The organism is Alkaliphilus peptidifermentans DSM 18978 (genome assembly GCF_900101495.1).
In the GTDB taxonomy this organism is placed as follows: Bacteria; Bacillota; Clostridia; order Peptostreptococcales; family Natronincolaceae; genus Alkaliphilus_C; species Alkaliphilus_C peptidifermentans.
This window is the reverse complement of sequence record NZ_FMUS01000015.1, coordinates 57,679-77,354: the sequence shown is the minus strand read 5'-3', so window position 1 is coordinate 77,354 and position 19,676 is coordinate 57,679. Positions and strand designations below refer to the sequence as shown.

Genomic DNA, 19,676 nt, shown 5'->3' with positions numbered 1-19,676 from the left:
CAATAATATGGTAATAATATACAATCATTTACATGTACTGGTTAAAAAGGAGGGCTTTATGAAAATCTTCAGGAATTTGTACATTCACTACATAAAAAATAAGAGCATGCCTGCAAAGTTTAAAGATAACAAGGAAAATTTAAGCAAAAGTTTAAAATATAATTTAGTGGAGATACAGAAAATATTGGGAGATAGTGATGACATAATAATACGTGAATTTAAAATTGGAATGAATAAGAAAGAGGCTTTTTTACTTTATATAGATGGCCTGGTAGACAAAAACTTGATTGTAATGGATATCTTGAAACCTTTGATGCTATTAACAGAACCACTTGTTTCAAAAGAAGGAAGTTTAAATAGTTTATTAAAAGAATCCGTTCTAACAGTTTATAATTTAACAGAGACAAGTAGCATGAATACTGCTATTGAAGATGTACTATCTGGGTACATTGCTTTATTTATTGATAAGACTCAAACTGCCATTATTATAAAGGCGAAAGAATATAAAAGCAGAGAAATACAAGAAGCAGAAACAGAAGCAGTGATTAGAGGACCTAGAGAAAGTTTTACTGAATCACTTCGTGTAAATACCTCCTTAATTCGAAGAAAAGTTATTAACCCAAATCTAAGATTTGAAACATATGTTATAGGTAAACAGACTAAAACAAAAGTGTGCCTAACTTATATTAAAGGAATCTGTAAAGAAGAAATTATTAGTGAAGTTAAAAAAAGATTAGAACAAATAAATACAGAAGCTATTCTAGAGTCAGGTTATATAGAAGCCTATATTGAAGATGCTCCTTTTTCTCCTTTTCCAACAATAGGAAATACAGAAAAACCAGATAAAGCAGTAGGGTATATGCTAGAGGGAAAAGTCATTATTCTTACTGACGGAACCCCTGTCGTACTATCTGTTCCTCATTTATTCATAGAGAACTTTCAAAATATTGAAGATTATTATTCTCGACCATATTATGCTACCTTAACTAGATTAATAAGATTTATTGCTTTTATTCTTACAATATATTTACCTGGGTTTTATGTTGGAGTTTCTACCTTTCATCCTGAAATGATTCCATCCCCTTTATTAATGACGATGGCAGAAACACGGGAAGGTGTTCCTTTTCCCCTTTTAATAGAAGCATTGGTTATGCTTACTTTATTCGAAATATTAAGAGAAGCAGGTGTTAGAATGCCTAGACCAATAGGACAGGCAGTCAGTATAGTAGGAGCATTGGTTATTGGTGAGGCTGCTGTAGCTGCTGGAATAGTGGGAGCACCAATGGTTATTGTTACGGCTTTAACGGCTATATCTTCATTTATAGTACCATCAGTAGCTGATATAGCAACACTATTACGTTTTGCTTTTTTGCTTTTATCTGGTATTACTGGATTGTTTTCTTTGGTACTTGGTTCATTATTTGTTTTAGTCCATGCAGTATCCTTACGTTCCTTTGGAATCCCTTATTTAGCTCCTGTAGCCCCATTTTTTTTACAGGATATGAAAGACTTTTTTGCTAGATTTCCATTATGGGCTTTAAATAATCGTCCAGCTTCATTAGAGAACTATAATATTAAAAAACAGGACCAGGAGCTTAATCGGAAGAGGAAGTAGTAGATGAGGTGATATTTTGAAAAAAATTTTTATTGTGATTATTATAATCTGCATCATTTTATCCATCGGCTGTTGGGATAAAAAGGAATTAGATGAAAGGGCATATGTAATGGGTATTGGGATTGATTTGGGGACAGAGAATCAATTGAAATTAAGTACACAAGTAGTGCATCAAAACCAAAAAGCACCTCAAGAAGAAACAGATACTAATGGGCTGCATATGGATTTTGTTTTAACCCAAGAGTGTAATACACTATTTGAAGCTTCAAAGAAATTTATGAATTTTAGTAATCGTAAACTCTTTTATGGACATAATGAGGTTGTTGTTTTTGGAGAAGAGTTTGCAAAAAGTGGAATCGTCTCTTCGTTGAACTGGTTCGAAAGACAAGCTGAACTTAGGCCCCATACGATTTTTTTAGTTGCAAAAGGTGAGGCTAAAAAGATACTTGAATGCCAGTCTTTATTTGAACAGCATTCTGCAAGAGCAATGAAGGAAGCGGTTAGATCTGATGAGATAACAAATGTGGTAGAAGTAACATTACATTCATTTTTAGGAGAATATGCAAGTCGAGGTAGTGCAGTAATGCCCAAAATTGAAATAGCTACTATTGAGGGCAAGAAAACATTCAGAATTGGAGAATTTGGTGTATTTAAAAAAGATAAGCTTGTCGGCTGGCTAGATGAAAAAGCAAGCAGTGGATACTTGCTTATTGTTAATAGAAAAAACCCTCGTGTGATAATAGTTCCAGTACCTAATTCGAAGGATGGAAAAGCCAGTATAGAGTTGGCTAATAATAATGCTAAAATCATAGCAGATTATAAAGAGAATTCACCAACAATAACAGTGGAAATTATGATAGATGGAAATTTAAAAGAGCAAACGGCACCTGTATCAATTGGCACACCTGAAAAATTACAGGAGTTAAACATGAATTTTAAAAAAGCCATAGAAGAAGAAGTAGAAACAGCTATTGGAGCAGCACAGCAATATAAAACAGATGTTTTTGGTTTTGGTGAGGCTTTACACCGTAAGGACTATACGAAGTGGAATGAAATAAAAGAAGACTGGGATGAAATATTTTCAAATATGGAAGTAAATATATCTGTAAAAACAGAAATTAAGCATCTTGGGATGGTAGTGACTCCTATTACACCAAAGTAAGCAGTATTGAAATACTAATGCCAGTTGGCCTATATTGAATCGACCTTAACCAGACTAAACTTTCATATACAGTTTAAAAAGCACCTAGAAAATTTTCTAGGTGCTTTTTTACCAGAAACTGCAAGAACAGCCCTGCGGCTCGTAGAATCTATAAATAAGTCTACCGCTATTTAACAATAGTCAAATAGGACTTATCACTAAACTCTGACATAATGTCAATAGGGTTTAACATGTACTTGATAAAACTTGATGTATTTTTTAAGAACATATATACTGACATGAGAGAGGGGAGATGATAAAGTGCTGAAAATAGGAGAGTTTTCAAAGCTGACACATGTTTCTGTACGAATGCTGCGGTACTATGATAACCACGGATTGTTAAAGCCATCCCATATTGATAAGATGACAGGGTATCGTATGTATTCCGTTGAACAAGTGCCAGAGCTGCAAAAAATTGTATTGTTGCGGGATCTTAATTTTGGGGTAGCTGAAATAATAAATTTGCTAAGTAATTGGAGTGATGATTTTCTTATTGCTCAAATGAAAAGTAAAATTGAAGAAACGGAAAAAATAATTGACATAGAGCAAGACAGACTTGCTAAAATCAAAACAGCTATAGGGCACATCCAAAATCGACAAATTGATACTCATTATAATGTAACGCTAAAATCTATTCCCTGCTGTAAAATCGTATCACTTCGTAGGAAAATCCCCAAATACTCTTGTGAAGGAGAGTTGTGGGATGAACTCAACAAGTTTATCAGACTAGAACATATTGAAATCGAAAAGCATAGTTACAACAATATAGCCATATATCATGATGAAGAACACATGGACACCGATATTGATGTTGAGGTTTGCTATATTGTAAAAAAACTAGGTAAAGACAAGGATGGATTTGTTTTCCGTGAATTGGAGGGTATCAATTCCATGGCCTGTACTATGGTCTATGGTCCTTATGAAAATTTGGCGGCTGCTTATCATTCTTTCCTTCAGTGGTTAACCGACCATCAGCAATACCAGATGGATAATCCTTGCCGGCAGGTGACTATCATTGATTATCATGATACAGATAACCCGGAAGAATACCTTACGGAAATTCAAATACCATTGATAGAGAATAAATGTAGTACATAATGCCGAGGGAAGCGAAAGGAATGTGAGGAAGAATGGCTGAAAACAGATTGTTCCAAATGGTTTATCTTTTACTGGAAAAAGGAAGTATAACCGCTCCTCAATTGGCAAACTATTTTGAAGTTTCTGTGAGAACCATATATAGAGATATTGATATACTAAGCGCAGCCGGTATTCCTGTGTATACAACACCCGGCAAGGGCGGCGGTATTTCCCTTCAAGAGAATTTTGTACTAAATAAATCTTTGATTTCCGAGGCGGAGCAAGAGCAAATACTGATGGCATTACAGGGAATCCGTATTGTTGATGTTGAAAACACTAATGGGCTTCTAGCCAAGCTGAGTAGCGTTTTTCAGAAGAAAAATGTAAATTGGATAGAGGTGGACTTTTCTGATTGGGTTAAGAAGGAAGCTAACGAAAGTGTTTTTAACACGCTAAAAAGTGCCATTTTTCAAAACAAAAAAATCTCCTTCCTATATTTTAGCGGTAAAGGTGAATCTATAAATAGGTTGGTTGAGCCTCTTAAGCTGGTTTTCAAAAGCAAAGACTGGTTCCTGTATGGTTATTGCTGCTTACGGGAGAAGAACCGGCTGTTTAAATTGACACGGATAAAAGAATTGGAGTTGACGTCTGAGAATTTCACACGCTTTGTACCGCCACAAATATTTGAGGGGGTTGAAAAAATCTCTGAAAAGACCATTCCGGTGACTCTTGCTTTTGATAAGGAAATGTCGTTTCGGGTTTATGATGAATTTTCCGATGGGGTTACCTGCAATGATGATGACAGTTTTCTGGTAAAAACCCATTTGCCCCATAATGAAGGATTATTCAGCTACCTCTTTTCCTTCGGTGATAAAGTCGAGGTTATTTCACCGCAAAGCATTCGTGACGAGCTGCAAATACGACTAAAAAAGATTCAAGATAAATATATAACCTGACACAGGATTGCAAGTTATATATGATACAATAATACCAAAACTAGAAATGAGGTTTTGGATTTGAAACATGAGAGGAAAAACCATGAGAAGGAATTGTACAGTGTAAAGAAGGAACCATCTGTTATAACTGTTACCTGGCAGAAATTCATATTACGGTATCAGGTGAGAAGGGGTGAAGTACAATGAAAAAGGTAATCGAGACTTTCAAGCCCCAAGGCGGCAAACACTGTATAACTACTTCATTGAAGCAGGTATTTGATTTTTACGGCTACTCCTTGTCTGAAGAAATGCTCTTTGGAATTGGTGAAGGACTGGATTTTACCTATATTAACCTTGCAGCGGCCCCTATGGTGGCAGGTCGGTCAAAGGTGATAGAATTTGAAGAAAATCTTGCTAAAGGCCTTGGAATAACGATACGGGTTAAGCAAAGCAAGGATTATGGTAAAGTTTTAAAAAAAACCAAACAAATGATTGAGGGGGGACATCCTGTCATGGCTTATGTAGACATGCCCTTCATCAGTTATCTTGGATTGGATGATAACAGTCATTTCGGCGGACACTCCATTGTCCTGTTTGGCTATGATGATGAACAAGAATGCTTTTATGTGAGCGACCGTGACAATTCCGACTATTCAATGAGAACACCTAATGGGCCCATCCATGAAGATTATCATCTTGTACCTTATAGAGAAATGCAGGCGGCCCGCAGTAGTAATTACAGGCCCTTTCCTCCCAACAATAAATATGTCGAGTTGGACTTTAGTGGCTTTCGAGGAATCAATAGAGAAAATCTTACGGCCTCCATACTTGATGTATGTCAAAAGATGCTAAATCCTCCCGCAACCTTAAAGGGCGTCAGCGGTATTCAAAAGTTCTCAAAAGATGTAAAGAAATGGGTTAAGTTTGATGACGACAAGCTAAAACGAGCCGGGACAACCAACTATTTTATGATTAATGCTGATGGCGGCACCGGCGGGGGTATCTTCAGAAAAATGTACGGCGTCTTCCTGAATGAAGCCGCCGGGATATTTCAAAAGGATACAGTAAATCAAATTGGTAATCAGTATATTGAATTATCAGGTGAGTGGGATATTGTAGGGGATACTATGTGGCAGCTTCAACAAACCGGTGAACAGGAGCTATTGGAGGTTATGTCGAAAAGGATTCTTCAATTGTACCATATGGAAGTTGATCTGATGACAAGGCTGCAACGTGAAATATCATAGGTAGCCAGACTTTTTTTAATAATCTAAAATGGCGGTTCAAAATCGAACCGCCATTTTTAGTATTTTTGGGTATTTTACTGATAATATATAACAATAAATTAATCTATCTATATAACTGAGAATGACTAAGTAATTCACCATGATAATAAATCAATATATCTGCATTGTATGACAATAGCTTGTCTTTCTATTTTTCACTCGTACCCCCAGCAGGATCAACAAAGCCCCTGGTATTACAAAGGGTAGTGGGATGCTGACATTTGACAACGGCCCGAACACAACCATACCAAGGGGTGTGGCAAGGGAAGAAAAAAGGTCAACATAGGAGAAGGTTCTACCAAGATATGCATTGTCAGTGATTTCCTGAATGTGGGTCATTAAGGGGGTATAGTATAGAGGACTTCCAATGCCCATAATTAGCATCAGGGCAGTAAACAATATAATATTGTGGCTTGGTACCAATAATATCATAACTGCCCCAAACAACATAGCTGAAAAGCCAATTAGCTTAAAATGAGGAACTGAAGGCTTTTTGTATGCCATATACAGGCTTACTGCCAGCGCCCCGACAGAAAATGCCGTTTCAATCACACTCAATATCCACACTTCATCACCAAGGGTTTGCGATGCTAATAGTGGTGTAAGTTGTGATGCTGGGACAACTAAAAACTGAAAAGTAGTATATAGGATGATACTGTATTTCAGTGATTTAGAATTTAGGATGTACCTGAAGCCCTGCTTTAATTCCTCCTTCGGATTTCCTCTAGTCTGCTGGATTTCTCTTGCAGGCATAATGATGGTGGACAGTAGAAGAACGCCGATTATAGCGGTGATTACATCAATAAAGAACACGCCTACTATTGACACAAAACTCATTATTACACCGCTAAGGCCCGGAGAAACAAGATGAATCACACACCATATACTTGTGTAGATACTGTTTGCCCGCATCAATTCACCTTCAGGAACGAATAGGGGCAACATACTTTTAATTGCAGGCATTTGTATCCCGGTGCCAAGGGAACGCAGGCAGTTAAAGAAGAATATCCAGCTAATATTATCTACCGCCTTCAGAAAAAGGATTGCTAATATAAGGGTTGATAAGGCGATAAAGGAATCCGCTAGTATCACAAGCCTTTTGGGTGGATAGCGGTCAGCCAGGACACCGCCCAACAGCATGACCAGTGCCTGGGGTAGATATGTGGTAATTGTGACCCCAGCCACCGCAACACCTGACCCGGTTTTCAGGGTGATATACCACATCACGGCAAAGGATACGATGGTTGAGCCAAGTAAGGATATACCCTGACTTACCATGTATGCGAATAAACTATATTGCCACTTGCTACGAGTGTTTTTATACATATACAGCCCCCTTACAGATATTTTCCCGTTACGCTATAGGGATGATTCATAATGGTCTTAGGCGTACCAGTGGCAACGATATATCCTCCCGCTTCGCCGCCATCAGGCCCTATGTCGATAATCCAGTCGGCGGCACGGATAATATCCGTGTTGTGTTCGATAACAAGTATCGTGTGATTAGCCTCCACCAACTTTCTGAATATGAGTATGAGTTTTTCTATATCCTGAAAGTGAAGCCCGGTAGTCGGTTCATCCAAAATATAGAGCATGTGCTTTTTCTGCTTGCTGCTAAGCTCTTTAGCAAGTTTAAGGCGCTGTGATTCACCACCGCTCAAGGTAGTGGTGCTTTGGCCCAATTTGATGTAGGATAGACCGACTTCCTCCAGAATGGACAGCTTGACTTCAATATCTTTCACACCAGCAAAGAACGCCGTCGCCGTGGACACATCCATTTTAAGCACGTCAGCAATGGTTTTGCCATGATAGGTCACATCTAATATCTGCTCTTTGTACCTGCTGCCCTTGCATTCAGGACAGGTGGACCAATGATCTGCCATATATTGCAGCGCAACCTTGATCTGCCCCAATCCCTCACAGACAGAGCATTGCCCGTCTTTGGAGTTAAAGCTGAAATGGCTCTCTCCATAGCCAAGCCGCTGTGCATCCCCTTGCCGTGTGAACAATATACGGATTGCATCAAAAACACCGATATAGGTTGCAGGAATAGACCGAGATGATTTGCCGATAGGGGTCTGATCCATCTGAACAAAGTCATTAATATCGTCATATCCTTCCAATCCTTTATAGGTCTTGTTGATAAACCTTTTTCCGTTGATTGCTTCATTCAGAGCAGGAACCAGCGTATTAAAGACCAAAGTGCTTTTTCCGGAACCACTCATACCAGTAATACAGCACATGGAATGCAAAGGGAAACGTGCATCAATATTTTTCAAGTTATTGCCTGTGCAGCCCATCAAGGATAGCCATTTGATTGGCTGTGGACAGGTGGAAAGCACGCCCCTTTCGATACCTTTCAAATATCTGCCTGTTGCTGAAATGGGATGATTGATGATGTCATCAACACTTCCTGCAGCTATGATTTCGCCGCCCTTTACACCAGCACCGGGACCAACGTCGATAATGTAGTCTGCTGCCAGCATTGTATCCTTGTCATGCTCAACAACGATAACGGTATTGCCTTTGTCACGGAGGTTTTTCATGGTGTCAATCATCAAGTGGTGATCCCTCGGATGCAGACCAATAGAAGGCTCGTCCAGGATATAGGTTAGCCCCACCAAGTCGCTTCCCAATTGACTGGAAAGGCGTACCCTTTGAAGCTCCCCGCCGGATAAAGTCGGTGCTGTACGGTTGAGGGTAAGGTAGGATAAGCCCACCTGAATAAGATTGGCGGTTCGCATTTCTATTTCCGGCAGTATGTCCGCAGCTACTTCCTTTTTAGATACTGGCAATTTCTTTTGTAAGCAGCCAATCCAATTCCACAGTTGACTTACAGACATATGGGTCAACTCCGGTAGTCGATAGCCCATAATGGTTGTATACCTTGCTTCAGGGCATAATAACTCTTGATTGCAGGTAGGACACGGAATTTCCTTCATGTACTGCTTGTACGGGTTATCGGCAGATTTTGCTTCCCTGAAAAGCCGATGGATATGTGCGACTGCGCCTGAAGCGGGCCGTGAAATAACCGTATCTCTGCCGTTTGAATTATAGGTATAGTTGTAGATTCTGTCTCCAGTGCCATGAATAACAGCTTCCTTAAACCTGGTTGGAAGCAGCTTCCAGGGCTGATTTAATTCTACTTTCATATCTGCAGCTATTGCATATAGTTCTCCCACCATCCAATTGCCTGTTGGCTTCTTACCCCGCAATTTTCCCCACCAATAGGTGGCACCATCCAAAACAGACAAATCCCCATTCATGACAATTGCATCGGGATTAACTTCATATAAATAGCCAAGACCGTTACAGGAATGGCAAGCGCCAACGTGTGCATTTGCATTAAAGGTGGAGGATGTGAGGGCTTGAAACAAAATGTCACAATCTATACATCTGTTCTTGCTTTTGCTATCCTTTACAACCTGTTTACCGCAATATGGGCAATGGGGTGTACCTATTGCTACGTACAACATTCTTAAATAGTCAAGGATGCCTGTTAGAGTGCCAACGGTAGATCGGGGATTCTGGCTCCCTTTTTTCTGCTCAATTGCAATTGTAGGGGTTAGTCCTTGTAGGGAATCAAAATCCGGCTTTTCAACCTGATCCTGCATTTTGGCTGCATTCGACATATTATCAAGGTATCGTCTTTTTCCTTCAGCATAGATGGTATCAAAGGCCAGTGAAGATTTACCGCTGCCGCTGACACCGGTTATGACTGTCAATTTGGATTTAGGAATGGTAACGTCAACATTTTTCAGGTTATTCTGCCGGCCACCTTTCAAAATAAGTTGTTGGCCGTTGTCATTTCCCACATTTGGGAAAATGGCCTTTGGGTCTATTTTTGTATCGGTTATTTGGAATTTAGGCTCCAGATCGTTAGGGTCGATTGTCCTTGTATTCTCAACTATATCCAGCACCACCAGCTTTGATTTGATTGCCTCCATATATTGGCCTGGCAAACGAACAGACAGATTCTGCAGTTCATTAACAGTTGTATTGGGGCTGGTTGTAAGGTCGGCAATTTCATCCAAGAGGGCCTTTTCATCCTTGTTTAATTCATTAAATTTTTTTGTGCTTAATTCCGTCCATAAATCCCAAGGCAGTAATTCCAAGCCTTGAAGGCTGTTGAAATCATGAAGAAGGTTCCCTTTTACAGAATGCCACCCTTTCCAATTCTTATTGTAGCCGAAATCATCCTGATGCCGTTCGCCCTGTCTGCTTTTAGTCCATGCCTGCCCCGCAAGTAAATAGCCTTCACTGCCCTGCATATCTTCTGTATCAAAGGAAATGCCAAAGTGCTTTTTCTGAGCATCATCCAGTTGGGCGTCCATGCGAACCCAGCGATTTTGTTCAACATTGTAATACTCAACTAGCCAATGATCTTCATACATCAAGGCACTGTCAAAATAGTCTGCAAATCCAACTCGGAGCCTGGCCGGAATACCTTTGTGCCTCAAAAAAGATATGAGCAACAGTGAATAATCTCGGCACATTCCTACCAACCGCTGCTTTGGCGACCTCATTACTGTCAATGAACTTTTGTCAATCTGGAATATTTTTTCCAGCATTTGAGGCACTGTTCGCAGTAATTCTTCATCCGTTTGTCTTTGGCTGAAAGCAACGCCGTACAGGTCGCCTTGATCAGCGTGGATTACCAAACCCTGAACAATGTGTAATAGCTCTTTTGGACTGTCAGGTAGAGTATCATACTCCTTGGTGTACTGTCCAGGATCAGTGATAATGCTTTGTTTGATATAGAAATCTTGATTTATCATTTTATTCATTCCTCCCTTCGGAACCATACTAAACCCTCACACGGTGTCAGAGTCAAGGGTGTTTTATAGATTTAAGAGACTTTAAATCTACGTTCCTATAGACTGATAGTTTGGGGATTTTAGATAAATTTTTTCTTGAGTTTAAATTTCCCTAATATATAATAGATAATATAATATATATTGGAAACTAATTCCTCAAATTCAAGCAAACTGGAGGAGATAAAAGATTGAACAGATATCATTTTGAGAGCTTTTTAAATAACATTCCCAAAGATGAACTATCAAGGACACAGTCTTTTATCAGCGACAGAATAGGCCTTTTTCAACCTGAAAAATATTTATTTAATGTAAAGGTGGTACCTGAAGAATACCATATTGCATTGTTTCATGAAGATGCGCCTGACGTGAGGGTAGGAAAAAAGGAATATGCCAGCAAGAAGGGAAGCTTCCTGTTTATTGAGCCTGGTACAGAGATTATGGTTCCACAGGTTGAAAAACCCCCTGCAGGAAATTTTACAACTCTTTTGGTTAAAAAGGATCTCTTTGAACAAATCTTGTTGGAGGTTACTGACAAAGAACACGTAAAACATAATGGAAAAATGAAACGATATAGCTGGCATCTCATAGATGCTATTGAAAGGTACAAGTATGAACTTTTAAATTATGGCAGTAGCCACCCCATGATGCTTTACAGTCTGGGGATCCAAATAACTTACCAGTTGCTTAGGGATATGCAGGTAAAATCGGCACAACTGTTTAAGAAAACAGGTGATGAAGCTGCATTAATAAATAAAATTATTGAATATATGCATGATTTTCACAATTGTAATATCACACTTAATGAAATCTGTAGCATTTTTTATATTAGTCCCAGTCATTTTCAAAGAATCTTCAAATGCCAAATGGGAGTTACACCCTACCAGTACTTAATAGATATTCGAATAAAGAGGGCGAAGGATTTATTATTGAAAAATAATCATTCTCTATCTGAAATAGCAAGCCTCTGTGGCTTTATAAACCAAGCACATTTTTCAGCAGTTTTTAAGCAAAGATGTGGAGTGGCACCCTTAAACTATAAAAGACTGACTGTGATTAACTTATCTTCCGAAAGAAGCATTTCAAATAAATCAGGAGATGCTTTAGAATCTTTGTGAAACTCCCACTATTTATTTAAATATGTCAGAATCACCATTTAAACAAAGGCTTTCGAGTAATACTTGAGAGCTTTTTTTATTTTTGGGGGTATACTTTTTGACAATAAAGTGCCATGGCAAAAGATGTTATAACTACTAAATATAGGACCTTTCTATACATAGCTATATTAAGGATTTTGGGTAAAATTACAAGATGGCTTTGGTAAAGCAAAAAGGATGATAATAATTTATAAAAAAGATGAGATTTATTTAATAAAAATTAACCTTATAAAATGTTAAAATAACTATGCTTAAAAAAAATAGAACATTATTTCTGTGATGTCCTAATCCCACTGGTGTTCCCCTCTAATCATCCTAAGGAATAATTACATTAGTTTAACCAGAGGGATTTGATTTGGTGAATTCATGAGAAATATGAGGTGTGGGTAAATAGAATAGAAAGGGAGTAATTGGGTTATGAAATATAGAAAATTACAAGCAATTTTGTTGGTTTTTATCATGGTGTTATCCCTTGCGGGATGTCAAAAGGTTGATGAAAAAATATCAGAGAAGGTCGTAGAAGAGATTATAGGGAGTGCAACAGGAGGCAAGATTGATATAAAAAAAGACGGACTGAAACTGGAAACGGGAGATACCGAAATGGAAGTCGGCGATGAGCTAGAATGGCCAGTGGAGGCAATGGGCGATCTACCAGTTCCAAAGGCAAGGTTTGATTTCATAATGAAAAATGATGAGAACAAAAGCTGTACTGTAACCTTTAAAGACTTAGATGAAGACGACGGAAGGGCATATTTTGATATATTGGTAGAAATGGGCTTTAAAGGCGGTACCTATCTTAATACTGACGACATTCTTATGTTTTCTGGAAGCAGAGAAAATGGAACGGGTGTCAATTACAATTATAATCCAATAAGCAAAGAAGGGTTTATTATCTTCGAGATCACACAATGATGCCTTATTATTTACTAGCTTCATAAAATGGGTTTAGCAATAGGGCTTGGTGCAGCAATAGCTTTGGGCAGAGGAATACCCTTTCTCTGCCCTGTCATTTAAAAGGATATATATTTTTTATTATAACATTTGAGATGGAATATGTGACGAGGAGGTGTAAGTATGAAAAAACAATTTCATTTCATCAGCCTGGTGATTTCTATAATGCTATTACTGCTGACACTTAGTGGATGTAGTCAGACAACGGTGAAGGTATCAAATCCATCCAATCAGCTTTATCCAGCAGCAATGGAATTGACCCTTGGAAAGAGTGTGAAGCTTGCATTTTTTCAGTCATCCATAAAGGCTGAGGGTAACGAAATTGAATGGAGAAGCACCAATACTGGGGTCGTAGCAGTATCTCAAGATGGTACAGTTAAAGGTATATCTGAAGGAGAAGCGGTAATTGAGGCAGTACTAATAAAGGACAAAAAACAAAAGGCCACTTGCCGTATTTTTGTTGTGCAGGATGGACCTACTCTTCTATATGGAAAAGATACTGGACAAAATCCACTCAAACCTAATGATTTTAATCCCAATGAACATCAGGAAAATCAAGATATAGTATCTGAAGAGGCTATTCCAGTTGAATATGATCATGAACTGGATATACCAGTGGAGCAATACAAAATTCAACAAGAGTATCTCTGGGTTATGGATATCAAGGACACGGTAAAGGTTAATATTGAAACTACCTTAGCACCAATAGAAATGATTTACAAGATTACTGCCTATGGGGAGAAGAGAGAATGGCCACAGTATTCAAGAGGTAAATACAATGGGAATCTCGAACTTGAAGTAATTGTTAATACTGGAGAAACGATGGCTAAAGTAAACAGTTCTTCCAATTCTATAATCAGCTTTTATAACGAGATAGGAGGAAGTTTTAAAAGTAACAGCTTTTCACCCAACATTATTGCATATAATCAGAAGGATTTTGATTACTTTGACGGATTGAATGTCATGTTGGCTGAACTTACTCCCAAACCTGTTTTATCATTGTTTGGAATGGCCTATGGCTATACTCCCATAGAGGGAGCTGGCTACTTTAATGTATCAATGAAGTCTCAAGACGGTATGAGTGTAGGAGCAGGGGGTCAAATGGCAGATATACAGGATGCTGCTTATAAAATGAAGGTGAACCCACACGGATGGATAGAGCTCCATCTTCTGGATCTAAAAACAGATAAGGCCTTCAAGGGAAGAATTTATAAGAAGACACTATTCAAAATCCAGATCAGTGGCGGCAACTAGAGTTAAATATTTTGAAGTAAAATTTTACTAAAATCCAATTTTAATATATAGGGAGGAGCTAGACATGAAAGTGAGGATAATATCCATAAAGAAACTGATAATACTATTGATGACTATTTTGCTCATTATGGCCTTTGTGCCAGGCTGCGGAAAAAATGCAGATAAAGTAGAAGAGGCTGTTGACCAGGTGGAATCAATAGAAGATAAAGAGCAGGAAGAAAATAGCGTCAGTTCTATTGAAGATTCAGAAAAACAGATATCAAACATAAGTGGAGGAGAAATGACCGGTAGCCTAGGTTCAATAGGAGTTGGATTAAGCCTTCCTGATTCATACCCACATAACATATTACCTATTATAGATGGAGCAAACATTATCAATGTGAAGGAAAACAGCAGCAACAACTCACTTGGGATTATGTTCATCTGTAATAAAAGTGTAGATGAAGTTTATGAGTTTTACAAAGAGCTAATGCAGGATGCCCGCAATTTTAGCGATGAAAAAGATAATAACAATTATATTTTAACTGGCACAAAAGACAAATATAAGATAATGGCAATTATTATGGAGACTGACGATAGCGATTTGAAATGTAATGTCATGTTCAATATAGCATTTACTAACTAAAAATAAAATATTTGGAAAATGCTTAGAATTCAATATATTATGTTAAAGAAACAAGCAAAGATAATTATGCAATTTCCTCAAATAATTACTGATAGCCTCTTTAAAAAAAGGAGGCTATATTTATTTTAGTGATATAAATTGTATTCTTTGCAGCATCAACTTATAAGGCTAATCAAATCAACAATTCCAATTGAGTTCTTCATAAAAGTGGATCCAAGGGTGGACAACGTGAATACTGCTTTCAATGCCCCGTTGTCGGCTGCCACTCTTTTGCAAGCGTAAAACCTTTGGTTACTAAAAAGACTATAATAGTTCACAGTGAATTCACATTAACGCTATAGAATATAATCATAGAAGAATAGACTGAAGACAAAACAAAAATAATTATTGTATAGAAACAATAATAATATTATCTTATTGCTTTACATAATATGGGTATCGTTTAACAATTTAAAATTCATACCAACCGGTAAGGACTACTATGATTTTCTTATCAAAACTGGAGGTGAGTGACAATGACACAAATAACAAAAGAGGCATTGGCAGCATCCCTAAAAAAGCGCTTGAGAAAAACAACTCTACAAAAAATTACCGTGAAGGATATTGTGAAAGATTGCCAGTTAAACCGACAGACTTTTTATTATCATTTTCAAGATATTTATACATTACTAGAATGGACAATATTAACCGAAGCTACGAAAGCTATCTCCAACAATAAAACCTATAACACTTGGCAACAAGGATTTTTACAGGCTTTTCAATATGTAGAAGAAAATAAAAAACTGGTATTAAATGCATACTATTCAATGGATCGCGAGCAAGTAGAAAAATATTTGTACAGAGTGGTATATAAGCTGATGATCGATGTAATAAATGAAAAGGCTAAAGGGATGTGTGTGTCTGAAGAAGACAAGGAGTTTATTGCTAATTTTTATAAGTATGCATTTGTAGGATTAATGCTGGAATGGATTAATACAGGTATGAAAGAGCGTCCTGAGGATATTATGGATAAGCTAAGTAAGCTTGTTACAGGCGATATTCATAAGTCTCTGCTCAATTATCAGAAATAAAGTATTGTGTTATTGATTTAGATTGTTTTTTTTACAAACAAATTGAACTGTCAAAAAACCTTACAATAAAGATAAAGTGTTGGAATTTTAAACAATGAGCTGCCTGTGTCTATAGCGCGTATCGTAAGAGTTGCTTACAATAGAGTTACAAGAAAAGCTTGTAAAATAATATTCTATTGGAGGTAATAACCATGAAAAAGGATTATGGAAGCAAACAGGTTTATTTTGTTGGCGGAGGTCTAGCCTCATTAGCAGGAGCCGCTTACCTTATTCGGGACTGCCACTTCAAAGGTGAAAACATTCACATTCTGGAAGGAATGAATATCTTGGGAGGATCTAATGACGGAATTGGTACCCCAGAGAAGGGATTCGTATGCCGAGGAGGCAGGATGCTCAATGAAGAAACATACGAAAACTTCTGGGAGCTTTTCGCTTCAATACCTTCCATAGAACATGAGGGTATGAGCGTAACTGATGAAATCCTTGCATTTGACCATGCACATCCCACCCATGCTAATGCACGTCTTATCAATAAAGACGGTGAAGTTCTGGATGTTATGAGTATGGGATTTGATAAGGAAGACCAGATTGCAATGGGAAAACTACTTTTGACACCAGAAGAGAAGTTAGATTACCTAAAAATATCAGATTGGTTCAGTCCTCACTTTTTTGAGACAAACTTCTGGTATATGTGGCAAACTACCTTTGCTTTTCAAAAATGGTCTAGTTTGTTTGAATTTCAACGATATATGTTCCGGATGATATTTGAATACTCTCGTATTCACACATTGGAAGGAGTCACCAGAACACCATATAACCAATATGAATCAGTAATTTTGCCGCTGAAAGCTTATCTAGATAATCACGGCGTTGACTTTACTATCAAGTGCACGGTTACTGATCTTGACTTTGAGGAAAGTAACGATATTACAGTTACCGCTATTCATTATAAGGATGGAAAAGGCGACGGTATCATACAGCTTCGGGAAGGAGATCTTTGCATAGTCACCAACGGCTGCATGACCGACTGTGCAACATTAGGTGACTTACATACTCCAGCACCCTTTAAACCACAGAATCCGATTTCTGGAGACCTGTGGGCTAATATCGCCATGAAGAAAGAGGGACTCGGTGACCCTAAACCTTTCTTTGGTAATGTGGATGAAACCAATTGGGAATCTTTTACCGTAACCATGAAGGGTAACAAACTACTAAAGATGATTGAGAAATATTCACGTAATGTTCCTGGTAGTGGTGCACTGATGACTTTTAAGGATTCAAGCTGGCTTATGTCCATGGTTGTAGCAGCACAGCCCCACTTCAAGGCACAAACTGCCGATGAGACTATATTCTGGGGCTACGGTTTACATACAAACAAGGTTGGTGATTATGTGAAGAAACCTATGCGTGATTGCACTGGAGAGGAAATTCTCATTGAGCTGCTGCATCAACTTCATTTTGATGAGGATATTGATGAAATTATGAAGGACGTTATTAATGTCATTCCTTGCATGATGCCATATATAATTTCTCAGTTCCAGCCAAGGGCCATGACAGACAGACCAGAGGTTGTACCAGAAGGATCCACTAACTTTGCCTTGATTAGCCAATACGTTGAAATACCTGAAGATATGGTATTTACGGAGGAATTTTCCGTTCGTGCAGCTCGTATTGCTGTGTATACCCTGATGGGATTGGATAAAAAGATCTGTCCTGTTACACCCCATCGCTATGATATACGCACCTTGATTAAAGCACTGAATACAAGCTATAGATAAAGGAGGAAATATCATGAAGGGAAGCTATAATATTACATTGCTCACACCTATAGGGCCGGAAAAGGGAACTATATTTCTTAATACTGAAGGGGAAAAGCTTAGTGGCATATTAAAGATTTTAGGAAATGAAAAAGAATTTACAGGGGTAGTAAAAGGAAATAGCATTGAGTTCACCAGCGAACTAAAGAAGCTCGTTAAGAAGATTCCATTTACCGCAAAGTGTACGGTAAATGGTGATACATTGGAAGGTTATATTGATTCTCAATTTGGTGAAATTAAAATCATTGGAAAAAAAGCTTAATCATTACAAAAACGGTGTGAGTTTATTCTTTGACTCCGCCGTTTTTCTATATTAAAAGATAGAAAAAGAACAAAGAAGCCTATTATTACATAAATCCATTGCAAAGCAAGTCAAGAATGAGCTTAGGTCAGAGAAAGTGTTGATACATCATCACTTTTTTTGTGCTTTCAACTTATATTAATTACAAATCCCTTTTGGCATAAAACTTATACTGTTTTGCGTAGAAGAAGGATAAGGAAATGGAGTATCCTGTTATTATCACATGATTTTGAAAATCAATATCAAATGTTCCAGATATTGTTAAAGCTGAAGGGATTTTAGATAGCCTTAATTTATTGGAAATGAAGGAGTTCCACCCCATGTCCTTATCAGGTGGTCAGAAGCAGAGGGTGGCAATAGGAAGTGCTATTGCATCTGAGCGGGAGATTATCATACTCGATGAACCCACCAGTGGGTTAGATCTGCGTCATATGAAGGGAGTAGCCCATAATTTAAAGAAGCTTCAAGGGATGGGTAAAACACAATTTATTATTTCACATGATCTTGAATTAATTCTTGAAAGCTGTAGTCATGCTCTGCATATTGAAAAAGGTACTATTTCAGATAATTATCCCATTGATGATGAGGGGGAAAAGAAGCTTTTTGCCTTCTTTATTAAGTATAATCAAGAAATTGTAGATAATCAGTCTGCACTCTGCATCTGACTATCTGTGGTATTTTTTCGAGTATATTTTTTCTGTACCATAGGGAGCAATATCTGAATAATTTTTAAAAAGGAGTGGGATGGCCGCAAATGGCAATCCCACCCCATATAATTTTCTTGGAAAACACATCCTGCTTACCCTATTTTATTTAAAACCACACTATAGATCTTTATTACTAATGCTATATATAAAAGACTTAATCATTCGCTGTCCATATTGAACAAGTGAATAGCGCCCTTGACTTAGACACCAATCATATGTAAGTCCCCGCTCTATAATTGAATACCATTCTGTTAACTCTAAATATGAAAGATGACTTGTAATCTCTCCATTTTCTATACCTTCCTTCATGATAGATGAAACAATCTTATAATATTCTCTTTCTGGATTCATTATATGACGTTTGCCAGTTGTTATAACCTGCATACCATATAAGGTGGCTAAAAGTGGCCTATAGGGAGAGTCTTCTAGATTTTTCATAACAAATAAATTAAACTCTAATAATTTATCCAATGCTTTTAAGTTAGGTTTAATTGAACTTAACCAATTTACATAGTCAGCGTCAAAATAATAGGCAATGTAGAAAAGTATTTCTTCTTTTCCGTGAAAATGATGATAAAAAGCACCTCGAGATGTTTTGGAAGTTTCAATAATCTGATTAACCGTAGTATCCTTATAGCCCTGTTCTAAAAACAATTTCCAGGCTGCATCAATGATTTTTTCCTTTACACTAGGTTTTTGTTTAATATCAATAATATCCATATTTTTTATATACTCCTCTAAATGGAAAAATTAACTACTTAAAAATAATATCATACAAATAAGTTTTTGGCAACGTTTACAGGTTGGATACAGAGGCTCTTTAAAGGGTAGAAGGAAAAATTCTGTTGTAAAATTGAAAAAAAAAA

General features: G+C 37.5%; 16 protein-coding genes. 13 read left to right on the top strand and 3 right to left on the bottom strand.

What is annotated here, in order from left to right:
* The first annotated feature begins 58 nt into the window (after positions 1 to 58).
* From BLP68_RS11815 to BLP68_RS11795, 5 genes are all read left to right on the top strand, one after another.
* Positions 59 to 1,615 (top strand): spore germination protein, encoded by a 1,557-nt coding sequence (locus BLP68_RS11815; protein WP_091543762.1) that lies wholly within the window; start codon positions 59 to 61, stop codon positions 1,613 to 1,615.
* Between the two features lie 16 nt (positions 1,616 to 1,631).
* On the top strand, positions 1,632 to 2,777 hold the full coding sequence (locus BLP68_RS11810; RefSeq protein ID WP_176758992.1) for a Ger(x)C family spore germination protein: 1,146 nt from the start codon (positions 1,632 to 1,634) through the stop codon (positions 2,775 to 2,777).
* 300 nt (positions 2,778 to 3,077) lie between these two features.
* Positions 3,078 to 3,914: a MerR family transcriptional regulator gene (locus BLP68_RS11805; protein WP_091543758.1), complete on the top strand. Its 837-nt coding sequence runs from the start codon at positions 3,078 to 3,080 to the stop codon at positions 3,912 to 3,914.
* A gap of 32 nt (positions 3,915 to 3,946) precedes the next feature.
* On the top strand, positions 3,947 to 4,849 hold the full coding sequence (locus BLP68_RS11800; RefSeq protein WP_091543754.1) for a helix-turn-helix transcriptional regulator: 903 nt from the start codon (positions 3,947 to 3,949) through the stop codon (positions 4,847 to 4,849).
* Between the two features lie 182 nt (positions 4,850 to 5,031).
* A complete protein-coding gene (locus tag BLP68_RS11795) occupies positions 5,032 to 6,075 on the top strand; it encodes a BtrH N-terminal domain-containing protein (protein WP_091543751.1) in 1,044 nt (347 codons plus the stop codon).
* Between the two features lie 150 nt (positions 6,076 to 6,225).
* Here BLP68_RS11795 and BLP68_RS11790 read toward each other — a convergent pair whose 3' ends face one another.
* Both BLP68_RS11790 and uvrA read right to left on the bottom strand, forming a co-directional pair.
* Positions 6,226 to 7,392, bottom strand: a complete 1,167-nt coding sequence (locus BLP68_RS11790) for an MFS transporter (protein ID WP_278278225.1) — start codon at positions 7,390 to 7,392, stop codon at positions 6,226 to 6,228.
* Positions 7,393 to 7,451: 59 nt separating this feature from the next.
* The gene (gene uvrA, locus BLP68_RS11785; protein WP_091543819.1) at positions 7,452 to 10,892 is read right to left on the bottom strand and encodes an excinuclease ABC subunit UvrA; all 3,441 of its coding nucleotides are present in this window, start codon (positions 10,890 to 10,892) and stop codon (positions 7,452 to 7,454) included.
* Between the two features lie 227 nt (positions 10,893 to 11,119).
* Here uvrA and BLP68_RS11780 point away from each other — a divergent pair, with 227 nt between their 5' ends.
* The 8 genes from BLP68_RS11780 (at position 11,120) to BLP68_RS11745 (ending at position 18,768) form a co-directional block, all read left to right on the top strand.
* On the top strand, positions 11,120 to 12,046 hold the full coding sequence (locus tag BLP68_RS11780) for a helix-turn-helix transcriptional regulator (protein ID WP_091543746.1): 927 nt from the start codon (positions 11,120 to 11,122) through the stop codon (positions 12,044 to 12,046).
* A gap of 456 nt (positions 12,047 to 12,502) precedes the next feature.
* The gene (locus BLP68_RS11775; protein WP_091543742.1) at positions 12,503 to 12,997 is read left to right on the top strand and encodes a hypothetical protein; all 495 of its coding nucleotides are present in this window, start codon (positions 12,503 to 12,505) and stop codon (positions 12,995 to 12,997) included.
* 162 nt (positions 12,998 to 13,159) lie between these two features.
* Complete coding sequence (locus BLP68_RS11770; RefSeq protein ID WP_091543739.1) at positions 13,160 to 14,290, top strand: Ig-like domain-containing protein; 1,131 nt, start codon at positions 13,160 to 13,162, stop codon at positions 14,288 to 14,290.
* 64 nt (positions 14,291 to 14,354) lie between these two features.
* The gene (locus tag BLP68_RS11765) at positions 14,355 to 14,915 is read left to right on the top strand and encodes a hypothetical protein (protein ID WP_091543736.1); all 561 of its coding nucleotides are present in this window, start codon (positions 14,355 to 14,357) and stop codon (positions 14,913 to 14,915) included.
* 515 nt (positions 14,916 to 15,430) lie between these two features.
* Positions 15,431 to 15,985, top strand: a complete 555-nt coding sequence (locus BLP68_RS11760; RefSeq protein WP_091543733.1) for a TetR/AcrR family transcriptional regulator — start codon at positions 15,431 to 15,433, stop codon at positions 15,983 to 15,985.
* A gap of 191 nt (positions 15,986 to 16,176) precedes the next feature.
* Positions 16,177 to 17,763, top strand: coding sequence for an oleate hydratase (locus BLP68_RS11755; protein ID WP_091543731.1), 1,587 nt, complete (start codon positions 16,177 to 16,179; stop codon positions 17,761 to 17,763).
* A gap of 13 nt (positions 17,764 to 17,776) precedes the next feature.
* Complete coding sequence (locus BLP68_RS11750; protein ID WP_091543727.1) at positions 17,777 to 18,064, top strand: hypothetical protein; 288 nt, start codon at positions 17,777 to 17,779, stop codon at positions 18,062 to 18,064.
* Between the two features lie 278 nt (positions 18,065 to 18,342).
* On the top strand, positions 18,343 to 18,768 hold the full coding sequence (locus BLP68_RS11745; protein WP_330389153.1) for an ATP-binding cassette domain-containing protein: 426 nt from the start codon (positions 18,343 to 18,345) through the stop codon (positions 18,766 to 18,768).
* Positions 18,769 to 18,927: 159 nt separating this feature from the next.
* Here the strand turns inward: BLP68_RS11745 and BLP68_RS11740 are convergent, their stop codons facing one another.
* A complete protein-coding gene (locus tag BLP68_RS11740) occupies positions 18,928 to 19,530 on the bottom strand; it encodes a TetR/AcrR family transcriptional regulator (protein ID WP_091543721.1) in 603 nt (200 codons plus the stop codon).
* Positions 19,531 to 19,676 lie beyond the last annotated feature (146 nt).